At 47.4% G+C, this 21,322-nt stretch carries 7 protein-coding genes; all 7 read left to right on the top strand.

The annotated features are described in order from the left end of the window. The first annotated feature begins 5 nt into the window (after positions 1 to 5). Entirely contained in the window at positions 6 to 3,002 is a 2,997-nt protein-coding gene (locus N475_RS17410; RefSeq protein WP_063365682.1) for a salicylate synthase, read from the top strand. 3 nt (positions 3,003 to 3,005) lie between these two features. Continuing rightward, complete coding sequence (locus N475_RS17405) at positions 3,006 to 12,764, top strand: non-ribosomal peptide synthetase (protein WP_063365681.1); 9,759 nt, start codon at positions 3,006 to 3,008, stop codon at positions 12,762 to 12,764. Next, positions 12,761 to 17,290, top strand: coding sequence for a non-ribosomal peptide synthetase (locus N475_RS17400; protein WP_063365680.1), 4,530 nt, complete (start codon positions 12,761 to 12,763; stop codon positions 17,288 to 17,290). The genes N475_RS17405 and N475_RS17400 overlap by 4 nt, the downstream gene beginning before the upstream one ends. After that, positions 17,283 to 18,065 carry a thioesterase II family protein gene (locus N475_RS17395; RefSeq protein WP_063365679.1) on the top strand — a complete coding sequence of 261 codons (783 nt, stop codon included), beginning with the start codon at positions 17,283 to 17,285 and terminating at the stop codon, positions 18,063 to 18,065. The genes N475_RS17400 and N475_RS17395 overlap by 8 nt, the downstream gene beginning before the upstream one ends. A gap of 195 nt (positions 18,066 to 18,260) precedes the next feature. Further along, positions 18,261 to 19,217, top strand: coding sequence for an ABC transporter substrate-binding protein (locus N475_RS17390; protein ID WP_063365690.1), 957 nt, complete (start codon positions 18,261 to 18,263; stop codon positions 19,215 to 19,217). Between the two features lie 30 nt (positions 19,218 to 19,247). Next, positions 19,248 to 20,249 (top strand): FecCD family ABC transporter permease, encoded by a 1,002-nt coding sequence (locus N475_RS17385; RefSeq protein ID WP_162269607.1) that lies wholly within the window; start codon positions 19,248 to 19,250, stop codon positions 20,247 to 20,249. Beyond that, entirely contained in the window at positions 20,246 to 21,319 is a 1,074-nt protein-coding gene (locus N475_RS17380; RefSeq protein ID WP_081232455.1) for a FecCD family ABC transporter permease, read from the top strand. Before N475_RS17385 ends, N475_RS17380 begins: the two co-directional genes overlap by 4 nt. Positions 21,320 to 21,322: the final 3 nt, after the last annotated feature.

The following is a 21,322-nucleotide window of genomic DNA, read 5'->3' as shown; positions in this document are numbered from 1 at the left end:
CTATTGTGAAAACAACACCTGATACCCCCGTCCGGCCAAGGGCTGAGCAAGACCTTTATATTGAACAAAACTATTGGCAACAACAATGCTTAGGCTCACTCTTATCAATTTGGCGTACTCATTTTCCAAACAATGTGGCTTTAATAGAGGAAGACACTGCACTAACATACACGCAATTGGAACAGCATGTTTTGCAACGTAGCGCAGGGCTTCAGCAACTTGGCTTAAAAGCGGGCGACCACGTCATGGTGCAACTGCCCAATTCCCTCGACTTTGTGATTAGTTGTTTCGCGATGTTCCAGCTAGGGGTGATCCCGATTTTGGCAATGCCTGCACAGCGCGAATCTGATATCGCGGCACTGTGTGAATTAAGTAACCCAGTTGCCTATATTGTGCCAAATAGCTATTTGGGTCATGACTATATCGCTATGGCTGAGCGAATCGTATCAGCGAGTGCGAGCATTGAGCACGTTTTGGTTTCAGGCGATATGCCAACAGGTTCTTCGTTTACAGAGCTGTCTCAATTAGACAGTTCAACGCCTCTGCAAACCCCTAGTATTGACCCGTCATCCACTGCACTCATGTTGCTTTCTGGCGGTACCACAGGTACTCCTAAGCTCATTCCACGTAGTCACAATGACTACTACTTCAATGCCAAAGCTTCCGCTGAGCTATGTCAGCTAGGTGAGAAAACAACTTACTTGGCTGTTTTACCAATTGCACATAATTTTCCTTTAGCTTGCCCAGGTATCATAGGTACGCTTTCTCAGGGCGGTAAGGTCGTACTTTGTCCAGCACCAGGACCCGACGAAGCATTTCCACTAATTGAACAACACAAAGTTACCCATACCGCATTGGTACCTGCGCTAACAAAACTGTGGCTTGAGGCTAAACAGTGGGATGACACTGACATTAGCAGCTTGCAACTGTTGCAAGTCGGCGGTGCCAAATTCTCCCCCGAACAAGCGCAACAAGTACCGGACGTACTTGGCTGTCAACTGCAACAAGTATTTGGTATGGCTGAAGGGTTATTGTGTTTTACCCGCCTAGATGACCCACAAAGTGAAGTCGCACATACCCAAGGACGTCCTCTTTGCGACCTCGACCAAATACGCATTGTTGACGAGCAAGATAACCCAGTTGCACAGGGCGAAATTGGTGAACTACAAACCAAAGGGCCGTATACCATCGCAGGGTATTATAATGCGCAGGCGCACAACCAAACAGCCTTTACCACAGACGGCTTTTATCGTACCGGTGACTTAGTGCGCAAGAACCAAGCAGGTAACTTGATTGTTGAAGGGCGGATAAAAGAACAGATTAACCGCGCAGGTGAAAAAATCGCTGTCGCAGAAATAGAACAACGCCTACTTGCACACCCCAATATTAATGAAGCCATACTAGTACCAGTACCAGACGCGCACTTAGGCGAGCGCAGCTGTGCATGCATTATTTCTAGCCAGCCTGTTTCTCTCAAAGAGGTTCATCAACTTTTAAAAGAACAGCAAGTTGCGCGCTTTAAGTATCCTGATCAAATCATTTCCCTCAGCTTTTGGCCACTCACCGCAGTAGGAAAAATCAATAAAACAGCACTGGCGAAACGTGCTGAGGAAGAATATGTAGAGACCACCATGAACAACGTTCAAACAGTACCCTATTTTGAAAAAACAATCTCAATTCAATCGGCCCCAGCCCAGTTAGCGCCAAGTATTTCTGAGCTCAGTAACAATCCCTTTAAAGCTGTATACGAAAGTAAATCAGCTTGGTCTGTCGGTATCGGCAAAGTGGCCGAGCTGTATTCCGACGGCTGCGAAATTACCTTGCAGCAAAACGAAAAAACAACACAATTTAGTGGCGAGTCATTCCCTTGTTTGATGGCACAAGCCCTGCAAAGCATTCAATTCGACAATTGGCGATTATACGGCGTAGCCAAGTTCGAACTCGCCAGTGTGTTTCACGGTATTCAAGCGCGCACCGAACACGACAAATCACTACAATTATTTGTGCCTGAGCAAGAAGTGCGACTTGAATCAAATCAAGCCATATTACGGGCTTTAAATGAATCCGATCTCAAAACGCTTGAGGCCTTAGTTGTAAAAGCAGACACATCTTGTGTGCAAGCAGACAGCATCGCTGCGCTTGAGCCTTTACAAACACCTCAGATCAACACGCAATATAAAGACGAGTACAAAACATCGGTAGCAAAAGCCATTGAAGAGATCTGCAACAAGCAGTATCAAAAGGTGATTCTGTCGCGCCGCATTCACGTACCAGACAGCATTTGCTTGAACAAAAGTTTCCGTTTTGGCCGTTTAAACAACTCTCCAGCCCGTTCATTTCTCTACCAATTAAATGACTTTTCGGTTGCAGGTTTCAGCCCAGAGACTCTACTTGAAGCCAGTAGTACTGGATACATCAGTACACAACCTCTAGCTGGTACACGTGCGCTTGGCAACTCGCCACAAGAAGAGCAACAATTGCGCGAAGAACTTCTTAACGACACCAAAGAAATCGCAGAGCACGCGGTCTCGGTCAAACTCGCCCAAGAAGAATTGGAGCAGATCTGTGAACCCAGTTCAATTTCAGTCAGTGAGTTTATGGCTGTGCGCCGACGCGGCAGTGTACAACACCTAGCTTCGCGCGTGTGTGGTCAACTTAGTATAAACAAAAACCCTTGGCATGCGTTTCAAGCCTTATTTCCAGCGGTTACGGCATCAGGGATCCCGAAGCGTGAAGCTATTGAAGCTATATTGCGACTTGAACCGAATCGCAGAGATTGGTACAGCGGTTGTGTGATGATTGTTGATAGTGACGGGTTTATGGACTCAGCTTTGGTACTGCGTTCAATTTACCGCGCTAATAACCGCACTTGGTTGCAAGCGGGTGCTGGGGTAATCGACCAATCAAAGCCAGAGCGAGAGTTAACCGAAACCATCGAAAAACTCAGTTGTATCGCCAACTACCTCATTGATGACACAGCGCTAGAAGAGGTGGAGAGCTAACCCATGGCACAAGTAAAGAACACTCCGCTCAACAAGAAACAACTGTTAGAACATGTTCAAGCGTTCGTGCAAACACCGCTTGAAGACAAGTTAGATGTCAACCTAATTGAACTTGGCTTAGACTCAATGCACATGATGCGTTTAGTAAACCAGTGGCGAAAACAAGGTGCAAAAGTCACCTTTTCGAAACTGATTGAGCAACCGGTTCTCAGCCACTGGATAGCACTTTTATGTGCACAAACAGACATCGTTGCCAACATTTCGCAAACTCCAAAACTACCTGATCTGGATCCTTATGCTGAGTTTGAACTCACTGATGTGCAGTATGCCTACTGGATTGGTCGTCAAGATGAGCAGGAGCTTGGCGGCGTTGGCTGTCACGCCTACCTTGAGGTGGATAATCAAGATATCGATCCAATCAAATTAGAACAAGCTTGGCATGCGCTGTATCAATTTCACCCGATGTTGCGCGCGCAGTTTACTGAGTCTGGTACCCAGCAAGTACATTCACCGTTACCAACACCGGGACTTGCAATCAATGACTTTAGATCGCTGACACCTGATGAGGCAGCACTGGCAGTAGAACAAGTACGTAGCCGCTTGTCACACCGAAAGCTTGGCATTGAACACGGACAAACGATGGGGCTAGAACTGAGCTTGCTTCCCAAGGGACAATGCCGAATTCACTTTGACGTGGACCTACTGATTGCTGACGTACAGAGCTTAAACATCTTACTAAAAGATTTAGCAGTGCTGTATCACGGCGGTACATTAGAGACCGATCCAAATTGGAGCTTTGCAAAATACTTAGCCTTTGAAAGCGCACAAAATCGTGACAAACGCGAAGCTGACAAGACTTATTGGCAAACGCGCTTAGCAACGCTGCCCACCGGCCCACAGTTACCGCTGCGTTGCGACCCACAAACGGTTACTCGACCTGAGTTCTCTCGCCGCTTGCATACTTTGTCACAAAACCAGTGGCAAACACTTAAAAATACCGCGCAGCAGCACCAAGTAACCCCTGCCATGTTACTCGTCACAAGTTATGCGTATGTACTTGCCAAATATAGCGCTGAGCAAAAGTTTACACTGAACTTGCCGCTTTTTGATCGCAAAACTCATCACCCTGGTATCGAAAACGTCGTCGCCGACTTCACCAATTTATTACTGTTAGATTGTGACTTTAGTGCAGAAAGAAGCTTTATCGACCACGCAAAAGCGATACAAAATCAATTCCACCAAAATGTTGCTCACAGTGATTATTCTGCCGTCCAGATCCAGCGTGACCTTGTCAAGCACGGCTACGCACAGGGCGTTAGCGCACCTGTTGTATTTGCCTGTAACTTAGGCACCCCGCTGCTGTCACAACAAGACACTGTATTGGGTCAATTTAATTACATGATTTCGCAAACGCCACAGGTTTGGCTAGATCATCAGGTATATGAAGTCGATGAAGGTTTAATGTTGGCATGGGATGCAGTAGATGAGATCTTCCCAGAGTCTCTGATTGATAGCATGTTCGCCAGCTATGTTGCTTTGCTTGAAAAACTGGCTGCCCAAAATAGCGCGTGGCAAACCCAGGCCCTAATTGACCTACCAGAACGCCAGCAAACTCAAAGAGCGGCTGTGAACAACACAACTGCACCTTACACACCACATACTTTGCACGAAGCGTTTTTTAAGAGAGCTCAAATTCATCCAGATAAAACGGCTTTGGTTTTAAACAATCAAACAGTGAGCTATCACGCCGTTGCCGAAAAAGCCCTGCGCATAGCAGCACACCTGCAGCTGCAGGGACTGGTTGAATCAGAACCTGTGGCCGTGACATTACCCAGAGGCATTGAACAGATCATAGCGGTATTAGGTGTGCTCGCAGCCGGAGGCTGCTATGTGCCAATCGGTACCCACCAGCCCCGAACTCGTCGCGAAAAGATCCATCGCACTGCCGATATCAAACTCGTTATTGCAGAGCGCGGCCACCCTGAACATGATCCAGCAACAAAATGCATTGATATTCAACAAGCACTGCAAACCAAACCACTAGAGTCCGCAGTCATCACTTATCCAGCCAGTCCGGCTTATATCATCTTTACCTCAGGCTCTACAGGAGAGCCCAAAGGGGTTGAAATGAGCCACCAGGCTACCGCCAACACCATTTATCAGCTTAATAAAGACTATCAAATAGGCCAAAGTAGCTGTGCGCTTGCAGTGTCAGCATTGGATTTTGACCTGTCTGTCTACGATATTTTTGGCCTGCTAAGCGCAGGTGGGCAATTGGTGCTTGTAGATGAGCAACAGCGCCGTGATGCACAAGCGTGGCTTGATTTAGTGCATCAAAACAATGTCACTGTTTGGAATACCGTTCCGGTGTTGTTAGACATGCTTTTGACGGCAGCTGAGCAAGATAGCCGTTTATTAAATTTTGAACAGGTAATGTTATCGGGTGATTGGATAGGCTTAGACCTTCCCCCTCGGCTACAGCATATAAGCGCAACTAATCCTCCTATCATAGCCATGGGGGGTGCAACCGAAGCTGCTATTTGGTCAAACCGTTGTGAAGTGCGCGCACCACTGCCACTTCATTGGCAATCGATCCCATACGGTAAACCGCTGCCAAATCAAAAGTATCGAGTTGTTGATAAACATGGCCACGATTGCCCTGATTGGGTACCAGGTGAACTATGGATTGGCGGTATCGGCTTGGCGACCTGTTACCGTGGGGATAGCACACAAACTGCTGCGCGCTTTGTTGAACAAAATGGCGAGCGTTGGTATCGCACCGGCGACCAAGGCCGTTACTGGCCTGATGGCAACCTTGAATTTTTAGGACGCATCGATCATCAGGTTAAGGTACGCGGACATCGAATTGAATTGGGTGAAATCGACACGGCCCTTACCAATATTGATGGTATTCAGCGCGCCGTTACCGTGACAATTGGCGAGCCTAAAAGCCTAGCGAGTGTTGTCGTCTTAGCGACTCAAAACACGTTAGACAGTATCACCATACAACGCCAATTACACAAGCTACTGCCAGATTATATGGTGCCAAGTCACATCGAATTCTCAGAGCAGATCCCGCTCAGTGCCAATGGAAAAATAGATAGAAAAGCGCTTATTAATCAACTGTCTGCCACGCAACAACAGTCAGCGGTGAGTTTAACCGCCCCGCAAACAGACAACGAAAAACGCCTCGCTAAAATATGGCAACCTTTGCTGGGGGTTGAGCAAATCGGTCAACAAAGCCATTTCTTCGAATTAGGTGGAGACAGCTTAATTGCGACCCAGCTTATTGCAAAACTTAAACAGCAAGGTTTGGCATCTCCAAAACCACTACGCGACTTATTCTCGTCTCCTCAATTAAGTGCCTATGCAGCGCGTTTAGAAAGCATCGAGTCGGTAACTAAACTTGAAATAGTGCCGGATCTAGATAATCGTTTTGCGCCTTTCCCACTCACCGAGGTGCAACGCGCCTATTGGATGGGCCAAACACCGGGATTACCACTTAACTGTAGCACTTTGTATTTACTAGAGTTAGAGGGTGAGAATGTAGATCTGCAGCGTATGGCAAGGGCTTGGGATCAACTGGTTGAGCACCACGAAATGCTGCGTGCAGTGATTACACCAGATGGTCAGCAACAACTACTGTCTCATTTACCTGCAATGTCTATTGCACAAGTGAGTTTAAAATCCGAAACAAATAATCACGCCAATGCAGCTCGGGATCATCTCCATCAATTTTGGCGTAAAATTTGTCAGCAAGCGCAACAAAACCACGATCAGAGTGAGTCGGCGACGTTACCTAATCATCGTATTTGCGCCGTCAATTATGGTGACAATAAGACCCGTTTGGGGATCATTTTTGACTACTTAACCCTCGATGGGTTTAGTATTAAATTGCTGTTAGATCAGCTTGCAAGCCTTTATAACGATCCCGCTTATAACCTGCCTGAGGTTGATGTTTCGTTTAGAGACTACGTGATCCAAGTGCAACACGATGACGCAGAGCACACGGCTGCACAAACATACTGGCGTGAACAGATTGATACCTTACCACCTGCGCCACAATTACCATTGGCACAAGATCCTCAGAGCATTACTCAGCCAGAATTTGTACGCCGCGAAGCACAGCTCGATGCAAGTACTTGGCAAGCACTTAAGAATACAGCGAGATCCTATGGTATAACGCCCTCAGTGCTACTATTGACGGCCTACAGCAATGTATTGAGACGCTGGAGCGAAGGCGATCATACGCTCAACCTTACCCTGTTTGATCGTCAAGATGTGCATCAGGATATTAATAAAGTATTTGGTGACTTCACCACGTTGGCACCGATTGCGTTTCGCGCAAACGCTGGTGACTCATTACTGTTGCAAGCACAAGAAGCACAACTTCAAATTGCGCAGGCAATTGAACACAAAGCGATTTCATCAATTTGGATTCAACGTGAGCAAGCACGTCATAGCACACTCACATCAGCAGCGCTGCCTGTGGTGTTTACTAGTACCTTGGGCCTTGGTGGCGGTTTGTTTGAAAACTCCAATGGTGATTTCCCGCAGATTGTGCCAGGTGGCTTATCACAAACACCACAAGTTTGGCTCGACCATCAATTGTACGAGTTTGATGGTTCGCTTATTTTATCTTGGGATGCGGTGGATGCACTTTTCCCAGCAGGTATGATTGACGACATGTTTACCAGCTATATCGCTGCGCTTGAAGAGCTATGTCATAGCAACTGGGATCAACCCATCCACTTGCCATTGCCCGACGCACAAGCGCATACACGTATGGTGGTAAATCACACCGAACGTCCACAAGCACCACGTACTTTGCACCATGCTATTTTTACACACGCACAGCAAAACCCCAACCACACAGCACTGGTATTTGAAAACTCGGTTGTCAATTATGCACAGCTTTGTGAACAAGCTCTTGGTATTGCAGCTCTATTGCAGCAACACCAACTCGAACCGGCTGAACCGGTTGCAGTTACTTTGCCACGTGGCATAAATCAAATTGCTGCCATATTGGGCGTCATGGCTGCGGGCGGCTGCTATGTGCCAGTCGGGATCCATCAGCCTGCGAGTCGTCAGGCAAAAATCCACCGTACAGCGGGAATTAGCTTAGTCCTTACAGACAGTAATCACTTAGAAGTCGAATCCATCGAATCAGTGACAAGGTTGGATGTGGCTACAGCAAGCACACCACTTGCAAAGCCTGTAGACGTGTCACCAGAGCAGCCTGCATATATTATTTTTACCTCGGGCTCGACGGGTGAACCAAAAGGTGTAGAAATGTGCCATCAGGCAACTGCAAACACCATAGATCAGCTCAATCAAACCTATCAAATTGATCAACATAGCTGCGTATTAGCGGTCTCTGCACTGGATTTCGACTTATCGGTGTACGATATCTTTGGCTTACTCAGTGCGGGTGGCCAAGTTGTTTTACTGAGTGATGAAAACCGCCGCGATGCCAGCGAATGGTTGCAGCTTGTACACCAACATAATGTCAACGTCTGGAACTCTGTCCCCGTCCTGCTGGATATGTTGCTCGTCGTAGCAGAGCAAGATGACAGGCAGTTGCCTTTCAATCAAGTAATGTTGTCGGGTGATTGGATTGGCCTTGATCTTCCACCGCGCTTACAAGCCAAAAGCAAAGCCGATATTCCTCTTATTGCCATGGGTGGCGCAACGGAAGCAGCCATTTGGTCAAACTTCTGTGAGGTAAGAGGCGACATCCCTGCTCACTGGAACTCCATTCCATACGGTAAACCACTGCCAAACCAAACTTACCGAGTGGCCGATGCTCAAGGGCGAGACTGCCCTGACTGGGTTGCTGGTGAGTTATGGATAGGCGGTGCAGGCCTTGCCACTGCTTATCGCGGTGACAAAAAGCTCACAGCTGAGCGCTTTGTCAACCACGAAGGCGCTCGTTGGTATCGTACTGGCGACAGGGGTCGCTACTGGCCAGATGGCAACCTTGAGTTCTTAGGACGGATAGATCACCAAGTTAAAGTACGCGGTCATCGTATTGAACTAGGTGAAATTGATACAGCCCTTGCCCGCATTGATGGCATTTCTCGTGGTGTGGCATTAACCGTTGGCGAGCCTAAAATGTTAGTTGCTGCACTGGTAATGGATGAAAACACGGTACTTGATATCGATGCAGTAAATACGGAACTAGCCCTTTCATTGCCAGATTATATGGTACCGAGCCACTTATTGGCTTTAGACGCTCTGCCATTAAGCGCTAATGGAAAGGTAGATAGAAAACAGCTAGCAACCGAATTTGACGGTAAACTTAGCGCCATAGAAATTGCGGTGACGCCACCACAAACAGGCAACGAAATTCAAGTTGCACAGCTTTGGAGCGACTTACTGGGAGTGACCGATGTTGGCCTAGAGAGCAGCTTTTTTGCACTAGGTGGCGACTCTCTGCTCGCAACCCAATTCTTAACGCAACTCGCCCAACAAGGATTGTCGACTAAGCAGCCTCTACGGACTTTGTTTGCCAACCCAACACTTGGCGCATTTGCAGCAACACTAGCGGAGTACCATGCCGCGCAAAGCCCGCAAATTGTGGCCAGACCCGAACAGCAGTTCGAACCATTTAAACTGACCGAAGTACAAAGTGCATATTGGTTAGGCCAAACGCCGGGCTTCCCACTTAATTGTGGCACCCACTACTTGCTCGAACTAGATAGCTTGACGCTTGATACCGAGCGAATGATGCTCGCATGGCAAAAGCTGTACGCACGTCATGACATGCTGCGCGCTCAGGTAAGTGACGATAACCAACAAGTTGTTTTGCAGCAAAGCAGCATGCCAAAATTGGATATCGCTCCATCCACTTACACCAGTTTAGACCAAGCACGAACACAAATTAACACTTGGTGGCAAACCCATAACAGTCAGCATTTACATGATGCAATAATGATTAAAGTTGCACGATATCAAGCCGGTGAAACCAATCGTACGCGTCTTGCTTTGATGTTTAATTACATGACCTTAGACGGCTATAGCATCATGTTGTTATTGCGCGAATTTGCAACTTTATACCAAGCGCCTAATACGGAGCTAGCACCTCTTTCCTTGACCTTTAGAGACTACGTCACCCAAGTTCAGGACAGCCAGCAAGCAATCGATGAGGCGCAAGCATATTGGCAAAAACGATTAGCGACACTGCCAGATGCAGCAGCACTACCACTGGCACAAGATCCATTGCAAATTGCACATAGTGAATTCTCTCGTCGCAGTGCAAGGTTACCAAAAACCAAGTGGCAAGCCATTAAGCAAGCAGCTCGTTCGCACAACGTGACTCCGAGTATTCTGGTGCTGAGTGCCTATGCAGAGGTACTCAGCCAGTACAGTGGCGGCCAAGCACATACCTTAAACTTGACCCTCTTTGACCGTCAAAATGTACACCCAGAAGTGGGCAGTATTGTTGGCGACTTTACGTCACTTGCACCGCTGGCTTATCAACCTGACGAACACACTACAATTGCCAATCATGCCCAGCATCTGCAAAGCCAACTTGCAGAGGTGCTTGAGCATCGAGCTGTTTCATCTGTGTGGGTACAAAGAGAGCGTAGTCGGACTATGGGACGCACCGCAGCTGCATTACCCATTGTCTTTACCAGTACTTTAGGAATGGCTGACGACTTACTTGCAGACTCGTTCAATGAGGAACTCCCTCAATTTACCGACGGCGGATTATCTGCAACGCCACAGGTTTGGCTAGATCATCAAATGTATGAGTTCAGAGGTGAGTTAATACTGTCTTGGGATGCGGTAGACGCACTGTTCCCAGCTGACTTACTAGACAATATGTTTGCCCGCTTTTTAACACTACTGGACGAATTATCCATATCAACGGATACGCCATTTAGCCATGCATTACCAAACGCTCAGCAATTGGTGCGCAAAAGCGTAAACAACACCTGTGTCGAACAAACACCTCGTACTTTACATCAGGCGATGTTTGATTATGCTCGTCAGTATCCCGATGCCGTTGCACTGATTGCTGATGAGCAAACGCTGACCTATGGCCAATTGGCAGACAAAGCACTGCGTATCGCCCACTTGCTTATTCAAAGATCGCTATCGTCAGGTGAACCAGTGGCTGTGAGCTTGCCAAGAGGGATAGAACAGGTTGCTGCCGTATTTGGCATTATGGCCGCCGGGGGCTGCTATGTGCCAATTGGTGTTCACCAACCCACCAGCCGTCAAGCGAAAATTCATCGCACTGCTGGGATTCGCTGGGTACTAACTGACGAAGCACACATCAACCAAGACGTTGAGCCGGGTGTAACTCGCCTCAATGTGACAGATGCAGTCGACTTTACGCCACTGGCAACCCCCTTGACAGTAGCAACTGATGCGCCTGCATACGTGATCTTTACCTCTGGCTCCACCGGTGAGCCAAAAGGGGTAGAAATGTGTCATCAGGCAACGGCTAACACCATTGATCAGCTTAATCAGCACTATGCTATCGATAGCAATAGCCGCGTACTGGCTGTTTCAGCACTGGATTTTGACCTCTCGGTATACGATTTATTTGGCTTGTTGAGTGTCGGCGGTAGTGTTGTATTACTCAATGAGGACAACCGCAGAGATGCAGCAGCTTGGCTTACGCTGGTGCATCAACATAACATCACAATCTGGAACTCAGTTCCGGTATTGCTTGACATGTTGCTGGTAGTTGCCGAAAACGATGCGCGTTCACTGCCATTTGCACAAGTGATGCTATCCGGTGACTGGATTGGCCTAGATTTACCACCAAGATTGCAAGCCAAAACTCACTCAAGGCTCCCTTTAATTGCAATGGGCGGAGCCACCGAAGCAGCTATTTGGTCGAACAGCTGTGAGATCAAGGGAGAACTGCCATCACATTGGGCATCCATTCCATATGGTAAACCTCTGCCTAATCAAACATATCGGGTAGTAGACTCATTTGGCCGTGACTGTCCAGACTGGGTGGCAGGTGAGCTTTGGATTGGTGGAATGGGCCTAGCCACGGCCTATCGAGGAGATGAAAAGCTCACAGCACAGCGCTTTGTCATAGCTGATGGCAAGCGTTGGTATCGCACTGGAGACCGAGGTCGCTACTGGCCGGATGGCAACTTGGAGTTTTTGGGTCGTATTGACCACCAAGTTAAAGTTCGCGGACATCGTATTGAACTAGGTGAGATAGACACAGCCTTGGCACAAGTTGAAGGCCTAAGCCGCGGTGTGGCACTCACTGTTGGTGAGCCGAAAAAGCTCGTGGCAGCCTTCGTCAAAGAGCCTCTAGCCAAGCTGGATGCACAAGCAATTACCGCGCAACTTGAGCAGCAATTGCCAGAGTACATGGTACCCAGCCATTTGTTAGAACTCGAAACATTGCCACTTAGTGCCAACGGCAAAATTGACCGCAAACAATTGAGCAATGAGTTTATGGCTCTGGATTTAGAGCAACTCGAGTTTGAAGCGCCAGAAGGCGAGCTTGAGCAGCAACTAGCTGAAATTTGGCAAAAACTACTCAAACGCGCACAAATTTCGCGTCACGATGACTTTTTTGCCATAGGTGGCGACAGCTTAAGCGCAACACAGCTTATCCAAACACTACAACAACAACACATTATTCCAACATCGGTGTCACTCACAACGCTATTTAGCGCTCCAAGCATTGCCAGCTTGGCCACGGCCATAACACAAGCTTGGCGAGACCTAGGCGGCTCGACCTGTGACACAGATGAACTATTTGAAGAGGGTACGATATGACCATCGCCAGTATTATTGCTGATTTTGAAAGCCGCGGCGTTTACCTGTGGGCCGATCAAGGTAACTTAAAATTTAAGGCTCCTGCTGGGGTAATGACATCAGCACTAAAAACACAATTAAAAGACAATAAGGCAGCGCTTATCGACTACCTAAGCAACCCTGTAATGGCCGCCATCGAGCCAAACCATGCAGATCGCCACCAGCCGTTTCCATTGACGGATTTACAGATCGCTTACTTGGTGGGTCGCAATAACGCAGTCGAGTATGGTGGCGTAGGTTGCCACAGTTACATTGAATTGGACCTACCCAGTATTGATGCTAAACGCTTGCAAACGGCCTGGCATAAATTGGTTGAACGCCATGATATGTTACGTGCCATTATCAACCTAGATGGCACCCAACAAATTGTTGCACAGGTTACGCCAAAAGCCATCCGTGTACATGAGTTTGCAGAGTTAGACACACAAACGTGTAGAGATAAACTGTTAGAACTACGTGAGCAGTTAGCTCACCGTCACTATCAACCAGATAAATGGCCACAATATGACTTGCATCTAAGCCAAACCGATGAAGGGTCGATACTACATTTTTCTATCGATTTGCTAATCGCAGACTTTGCCAGCATTCAGATTATGCTCGCTGAGCTCGGCGAATTATACAACCACCCAGATCGCGCACTTGCGCCTCTGGGGGTGTCTTACCGCGATATTGTGATTGCACGCAAAGCCTTGTTAGAGCACCCAAAAACAGCACAGCGTTATGAGCAACATAAAGCTTACTGGCTAGAACGTATTAAAACACTACCAGCGCCACCTGAGTTACCACGCGCAAAAAACACAGGTAATGACGCTAATGTAGAGTTTTCTCGCTTGCACTTTAATTTGGAGCCCGCCCTTTGGCAGCGTCTTAGTGAACGCGCAAAAAACCACAAGTTAACACCTTCTAGCCTAGTTTTAGCCGCGTTTACAGAAGTGATTGGTCGCTGGTCTCGTCGTCCTGATTTTTGTTTGAACCTCACCATGCTTAACCGAGCCAATGTGCACCCCGACGTACGTGGTGTGGTAGGCGACTTTATTGCTGTGAACGTATTGGGCGTATCACCCGATCCTCACGCTGGCTTCGCACAACGAGCAAGCCAGCTTCAACAGCAGCTTTGGCGCGATTTAGAGCACAGCGACTTTACAGGCGTTGAAGTGCTTCGTGCAATGAACCAAAACCAGCAAAGCAACACCATAGTGCCAATTGTGTATACCAGCACACTTGGTTTATCCGGTGATGAACTAGACAACAACCAATTTATGCATGATGCACAGCTGCGCTATGGCATTACGCAGACCCCACAAGTCTGGTTAGATTGCCAAGCAACGGAGCGTGGCGGTGAGCTGATTGTAGATTGGGACATCCGCCAAGGCATTTTCCAAGAAGGCGTCATAGAGCAAGCACATCAAGCATTTTGTGAGCTACTGCGTGCATTGGCTGACAACGACTCACTCTGGCAGTCTACCAGTCCAGTGACTTTACCTGCACAAACACAAGCGCATATTGCCGCGCTTAATAATACTCAAACAGAACGCGCTAAAGGATATTTACACTCTGGTTTTGCAAACCATGCACTACACACCCCCGACCAAGTTGCGGTTGTGGATCAAAATGGTGAAATAAGTTATCAGCAACTTGCAGAGTTAGCACTGCAGATCCGCAACACCTTTGTAGACTCAATCAATCCCGGCGACCACATAGCAATTGTTTCTGACAAAAGTACACAGCAAATTGCTGCTGTGCTTGCTGTATTGTTTGCTGATTGTGTGTATGTACCTATTGAAGCGCAACACCCACTTGCACGTCAGCAATCGATCATAGTAAATTCAGGTGCCAAAATCGTACTCACTGAATCACAGTACGCCAAGCAAGATTTTGGTTTTGATGTCTCAGTTATTTCAATCGATCAATTACTGCCTGTCATTCCAAAGCAGGACTGCCAGCACCTATTAGAGGCATTTACTCAACGTCGACACCAGCAAGTTTTTGTCGATGCTCCGGCGTATGTGATCTATACCTCCGGTACAACGGGTCAGCCAAAAGGGGTGCAGTTGTCTCACGGCGCGGCCTTGAACACAGTACTAGAAATTAATCGACTGTATGATGTCACCCCTGAAGATAAAACCTTAGGACTCGTAAGCTACGGGTTTGATCTGTCAATTTGGGATATCTTTGGAACGCTTGCTGCGGGCGCTACACTGATCTTGCCGGATCAGGCGTTGCGAGGAGATCCAAACCATTGGCACCAAGTAATTGCCAAGCACCAAGTCAGCCTTTGGAACTCAGTGCCGGCGCAAATGCAAATGCTGATGGCCAGCCTACCATGGGCGAAAGACCAAAACTTAAGCTCGCTCAGGTTAGCTATGCTCTCTGGTGATTGGATCCCTGTTCAACTAGCACAACAAGTCACCCAACAGCTGCCACACATCCGTTTTATTAGCCAAGGCGGCCCCACGGAAACAGCGATTTGGTGTGTACGGCATACTGTGACAGAAATTGCGTCTGATGCTGTCTCGGTACCATACGGCATACCACTGGCAAACCATCAAATCCACATTTTAAATGACCGACTAGAGCCTTGCCCAACATGGGTAACCGGCGAGATGTATATTGCTGGTGATGGCTTGGCACTGGGTTATTTAAACGATGAGCAAAAAACAGCGGAGCTGTTCATAAAACACCCACATACGGGTGAAAGGCTCTATCGTTCAGGCGACTTGGGCTGCATCATGGATGACGGGATTATAGCTATTCAAGGGCGCGAAGATGGCCAGATAAAAATAAATGGTCATCGCATAGAACTTGGCGAAATAGAGTCAACCATCGCCCAACACCCCACGGTGAAAAGTGTCGCTGTGGTCAATCTATCCACAGATGGTAACTTGGCAGCTGCGTTGGTTCTCGAAGAAGTAGCCGATAAAGAAATGGTGTTTAGCGAATTAGGCTCCTTGCTCAATAACAAACTGCCTAAATACATGCTACCAGCTCATTACTTTAGCTTAGATGCATTGCCTCTTAGCCAAAATAGTAAGGTCGATAGAAAGCATCTTAAAACACAATTGACACAATTACAGCAACAGCTTTCAACCCAGTTTGAAGCGCCACTCGACAATCATGTTGAACAAACAGTTGCCCAAATCTGGCGAGATTTACTCGAAGTGACTGACATATCTCGTCATGATGACTTTTTCCAACTTGGCGGCACTAGCTTAAATGCCATTAACCTGCTCAGTGCATTTTTAGCAGCGGGCTTTGATGCGGATATTGACCTGATTTTTAATAACGCCGTGTTCAGTGAGATGTCTCAGGCACTGGCGAAGGCAAACGAAGCGAAACAAGCTTGGTTGGACAGCATTGATTTGAACGAGATGGCAGCTCAAGCTCTCAGTGGTCTTGCTGAAGCTCTGCCATACGACTCAGACTCGGAGCCAAAAACCGTTTTATTGACTGGCAGTACCGGGTATTTGGGTAGCTATGTTCTGCGCGAAATCTTGGAAAAAAGCGATTATCACATCGTTTGCTTGATGCGCTGTGATGATATTCAGCATGGGTTTTCACGCTTGGCGCAGGCCTCAGCAGAAAAAGGCTTATCGACCGACATTCCACAAGAACGTATTCAGGTGATCAGCGGCACTATGTCTGAAACTCATTTCGGGTTATGTGATTCTGACTATCAAGCACTAAGCGCGCAAGTTGATGTGATAATTCATAATGCGTCAATTATCAACTTAATGGACCCACTGTCAGCACTTTACCCAACAAACGTGGAAGGTGCGCGGGAAATCATTCGCTTGGCAAGCTCGCATCAAGTGAAACCAGTGCATTATATTTCTACCATTGGAGTACATCATGCGCTGCCAGCTGACGTGCCTCAACCAGTGGTAGAGCAAACCCATGTGGTGCCATGGCGTGAAGTGGATTTAACTTATGAACAGTCAAAAATTATGGCTGAAACCTTGTTCACTGAAGCGAGAAGACACGGCATACCGGTAAATATTCTGCGCCCAGGTACCATTACATGGGCGACCACAGAAGCCCCCTTTATTAATGACGATGCGTTCTTGAAGTTTTACCGAGCATGCTTAAATATTCACGCCTACCCGGCATCTGAATTGGCGGTAAACATCGTGCCTGTAGACTATGTGGCTACCTGTATTACAGCCATCCTAAAAGGTGCGACAGGCCAAAACAGTAACTTCCACCTCGTGTCGGATCAAAGTACAGAGGTGGCTCAAGTTTATAATTGGTTTAACGAACTTGGCTGTGACATTCAACCGCTTGATTTTATGACATGGAAAGACACGCTAAATGATAACTTTGTACGCAGCTTTGTTGAGCTCTATTTCAAGCAAGGTATGGACTCTGGTGGACACCATCAATACGCCACAGACAACCTAAAAGCCATATTGTCTCAGTTCGACTTGCCGAACTTTGCAGTCAATCGCGATTACCTAAAGCCGCTTACGGAGAAGTTTAATAATGCTTAATGCCACACACACTAATAATGGCGCATGCTACCGTATTTTCAAAGCGCGTCCAAATGCTTCTAAGCGTTTGATTATATTACCGCATGCAGGGGGCTCAGCGAGCTACTTTCGCCACTGGGCTAATGTTGCTGACCCAGACTTAGAAATTGTGGTCGTACAATACCCCGGTCGCGAAAATCGTATGGCAGAGCCTTTAGTGTCAGATATGAATCGTCTGGTTAGTACATTGGCTACAGGCTTAAAGCCTTTACTTAATAAACCTTATATTTTGTTTGGTCACAGCATGGGCGGCGGTATTGCTTACGAACTTGCAATGCGTATTCAAGCCTATCGCTATCCAGCGCCAACTCAACTGGTGGTCTCTGCCGTTGAAGGGCCAAGTTGTCATCACGCAACCGAAATACACAAAGCCAGTGATAACGAGATGCTGAATGAGCTTAAACGCCTCAATGGTACAGGGGTTGATCTCAATGCTTACCCAGAGCTTTTAGACATGATGCTGCCCTTGCTGCGCAATGACTATCAGTTGATTGAAACTTATCGGCCAAACCTTGATGCGCCGAAATTGCAGCACCCACTTACCGTGATGCTTGGCTCAACCGATACTGAGCTCACTTATGAAGAGGCCGAAGCTTGGCAACAGGTGTGTACTCAATCCATCAATATTGAAACCTATGAGGGCGGCCATTTTTATTTGGCCGATCATATTGAGGCCATTTTAGTGCATTTAAGTACACTGTTCCCGCCACAAAAAACTTGGTTGTGCGCCCCTTAATTTTATAAAGCCAGCTAATCTCTCAGATTAACATGTGCTTAGAATTGGAGCTGCGGTCGCAGCTCTTTTCTCCATCCCCCCCCAATAAAAATTATCTCTTTTGGGGATAAGAAACCCGATATGGGTAGTGCTGAACTTTTAACCTCTGCACAATGGGTCAATTTAGTTACTTCATTATTTCGCAAGGAAACGCTAATGCGCCGCTTTATCTCGCTGTTTTGTGTATGTTTAATCACATTGTTGTCTCATAGCGCTAATGCCAAGTTCCCCGTTACAGTAAAAGACGACCGTAACAAGTTGGTCACCATCAATTCAGCGCCCAATAAAGTCGCAGCGGTCTCGGTATTTGGCGCAGACTTGCTCAATGCGCTTGGTATGCAAGCTGCGGGGATCTCAACATTGAATCATCAACTGTCACCGTACCTTGGCGACCAAACCAAACACATGGTAGATCTTGGCGAGATTCACGAAACCAATTTAGAGGTACTAACAGCACTAAAACCCGACCTCACCATAGGATTGCGCACCTATACCGAACCATTTGAGACCAAATTTGAGGAAATTGGTCCCTTTTTAGCCTTTGACTTAGTCACTAAATCCGACTCGGATCGAGCAATAATCTCTACAGCCAAAGCTTTGGGTAAATCAACAGAAGGCACTGAGCTAAACCATGCGTTTAACGCGCAACTTAAGCACTATGCGTCAAAGCCGCTCAAAGCGCAGTCAGTGGTATTTTTGTGGCATTGGTCAGATGTACCCTATGCATTTTTTGATCATCATTTTACTGTAGAAATGATGACAGCTCTGAACGCCAAAAACAGTGTCGGCGCCTCTCCACAGCCCAATTTAAAGAAGTTTGACTCGGCACCGATTTCGATGGAGTCATTATTGGAGCTCAACCCTGATGTGATCATTTCCTTCAAAGGCGAGCCTGGGCCTTTTAAGTCTCACCCAGTATGGCAGCAGCTCAAAGCAGTTAAAAATGGTCGCGCCTTTCGCGTCGCAGACCATTACGTCATGCCACATGGCCCAATAGCAAGAAACCTAATATTAAAGGAGCTAGCACACCTATTTCATCCAGATAAATTTGCCCGTCCCAATTCTTTAGTTAAAGAGGCACGAGCAACCCAAATGCAATTTAGTCATTTATAACTGTCATTCTGTCACGCTATGGTAAGTTCGATGATACCTCGCTTAGCTGCATCGCCCTTTGGCTTGGCCCTAATTGGCACATGTTTTCTTGTCCTTAGCGCACTGCTATCTGTATCTATAGGTGACTATCAACTCTCGCTATTAGAAATTTGGTCTGCACTAATATCGCCGTCAGAGTCACTGGCAAGCTTTGTCATTTGGGAGCTACGAATGCCCCGCCTGCTGTTAGCCATGATTGCCGGAGCAGCACTTGGTGTGGCGGGTGCCATAACACAAGCGGTGACACAAAATGAGCTGGCATCACCCAGCTTGGTTGGTGTCTCATCAGGAGCAGCATTGGCTATTGTATTGGTCCTCGTCTTTACCAATCTGAGCAGCCACTATCATTTTGTCGCGGGCATTGTTGGAGGTTCTGTGGCGATGTCAATCACGCTATGGTTATCTTGGAAACAAAAGCTAGACCCTGTAAACCTGATTCTGTCTGGTTTGTGCATCTCTCTGTTTTGCGCGGCAGCAACAACTTTGCTGCTCATCTCAGTGAGCACCGATACACGGGGCCTGTTTTATTGGTTACTCGGCAGCGTCGCAAACCGCACATGGCAGCATGTTTCGCTACTGGCCCCAATCGCTTTGCTTAGCCTTATTTTATGCGCCTTTTTAGCGCGTCCGCTCACTATCTTACAGCTAGATACAGAGGTTATCAAAAGCATCGGAGGGCAGGTAAAACGTTGGCGTATTCAAGCGCTCGCGCTGACTGTCATACTCACATCTGCCACGGTATCTGTAACTGGCCCTATCGCATTTGTCGGGCTGGTTGCTCCCCATATCTGCCGCACACTGTTGCCCAAGCACTTGGCTTATGAATACCGCTTTGTCTTATGTGGCAGCGCACTGTGCGGAGCCTTGCTCGTCAGCATCTCTGACTTACTGGCAAATTATCAGGAGATCCCTGTCGGGATCTTATGCGTGTTATTTGGTGGGCCAAGTTTAGTGTGGCTGATCCAAAAACAGTATAAGCAAGGTGCCTTATGAACCAAGTGATTGCAACTCGCTCAGATATAACAGCAAAAGCTTGGCCTTTTTACGGTCTATTAATCTCATTGTTTGTATTATTAGTCGGTTTATTTTTCGCTGCTCTTTGCTTAGGCTCAGTCCCATTATCGATACAGGCAGTTTGGCAGGCTCTGCTCTCATCAACTCCTCAAAATAGTGAGTCAAATATTCTATGGCAACTGCGGCTACCTCGCTCTCTGTTGGCAATCGTGGTCGGAGTCCACTTTGCTCTGGCCGGCTTAATTTTACAGGCTGTGATCCGCAATCCATTAGCAGATCCCAGTATTTTAGGGGTTAATGGAGGGGCAAGCTTGGCTATTGTGCTTTGCTTGTTGGTATTTGATTACGTGCAACTTCAAGTCTTCAACCTCAGCGACTCGCGCTTTAACTTTGTTTGGTTACCAGCTATCGCTTTACTTGGCGGTACTTTGGCCACCGCGCTAGTTTTGAAACTGAGTTGGCGACAGCAACTACAACCCAATCAACTCGCGCTCAATGGGGTAGCAATTGGTGCCGTATTGAATGCGCTAGTGATGTGGGCCATTTTGGCATGGGGAGGCAATCGCACAGAAACCAGTTTGATTTGGTTGGCCGGAAGCCTGTATGGCAGAGATTTTAGCCAATTGCTTTTACTCCTGCCATGGACATTTATCGGTGTGTTTGGCTGCTTCTTACTATTAAAGCACCTGTCGATATTGCAATTGGACAGCGACGCTGCACACACTTTGGGGCTGAATGTAAAACGCTGGCGTTTAACGAGTTTGTTTATCGCAGTGGCGTTAGCCGCAAGCGCAACGGCTGTCACGGGCCCACTGGGGTTTGTAGGTTTAATCGTGCCTCATTTTGCCAAAGTACTACTAAATCGGCTCGGTTTGGGAATTAGTCTGCCTCATCTTATGGTTGTGTGCATGTTAGCAGGAGCCACATTAACTTTGGCGGCTGACATTGCAAGCCGCACTCTCATTTCTCCTCTGGAGATCCCAACGGGCACGCTAACCACCTTGATGGGTATCCCCATTTTGCTCCTGTTGATCCGCCGCCAAAGTTAGGAT

The sequence above is a fragment of the Pseudoalteromonas luteoviolacea DSM 6061 genome (assembly GCF_001625655.1).
Lineage (GTDB): Bacteria > Pseudomonadota > Gammaproteobacteria > Enterobacterales > Alteromonadaceae > Pseudoalteromonas > Pseudoalteromonas luteoviolacea.
The sequence above is the reverse complement of the archived record's forward strand: the minus strand, read 5'-3'. Positions and strand labels throughout refer to the sequence as shown.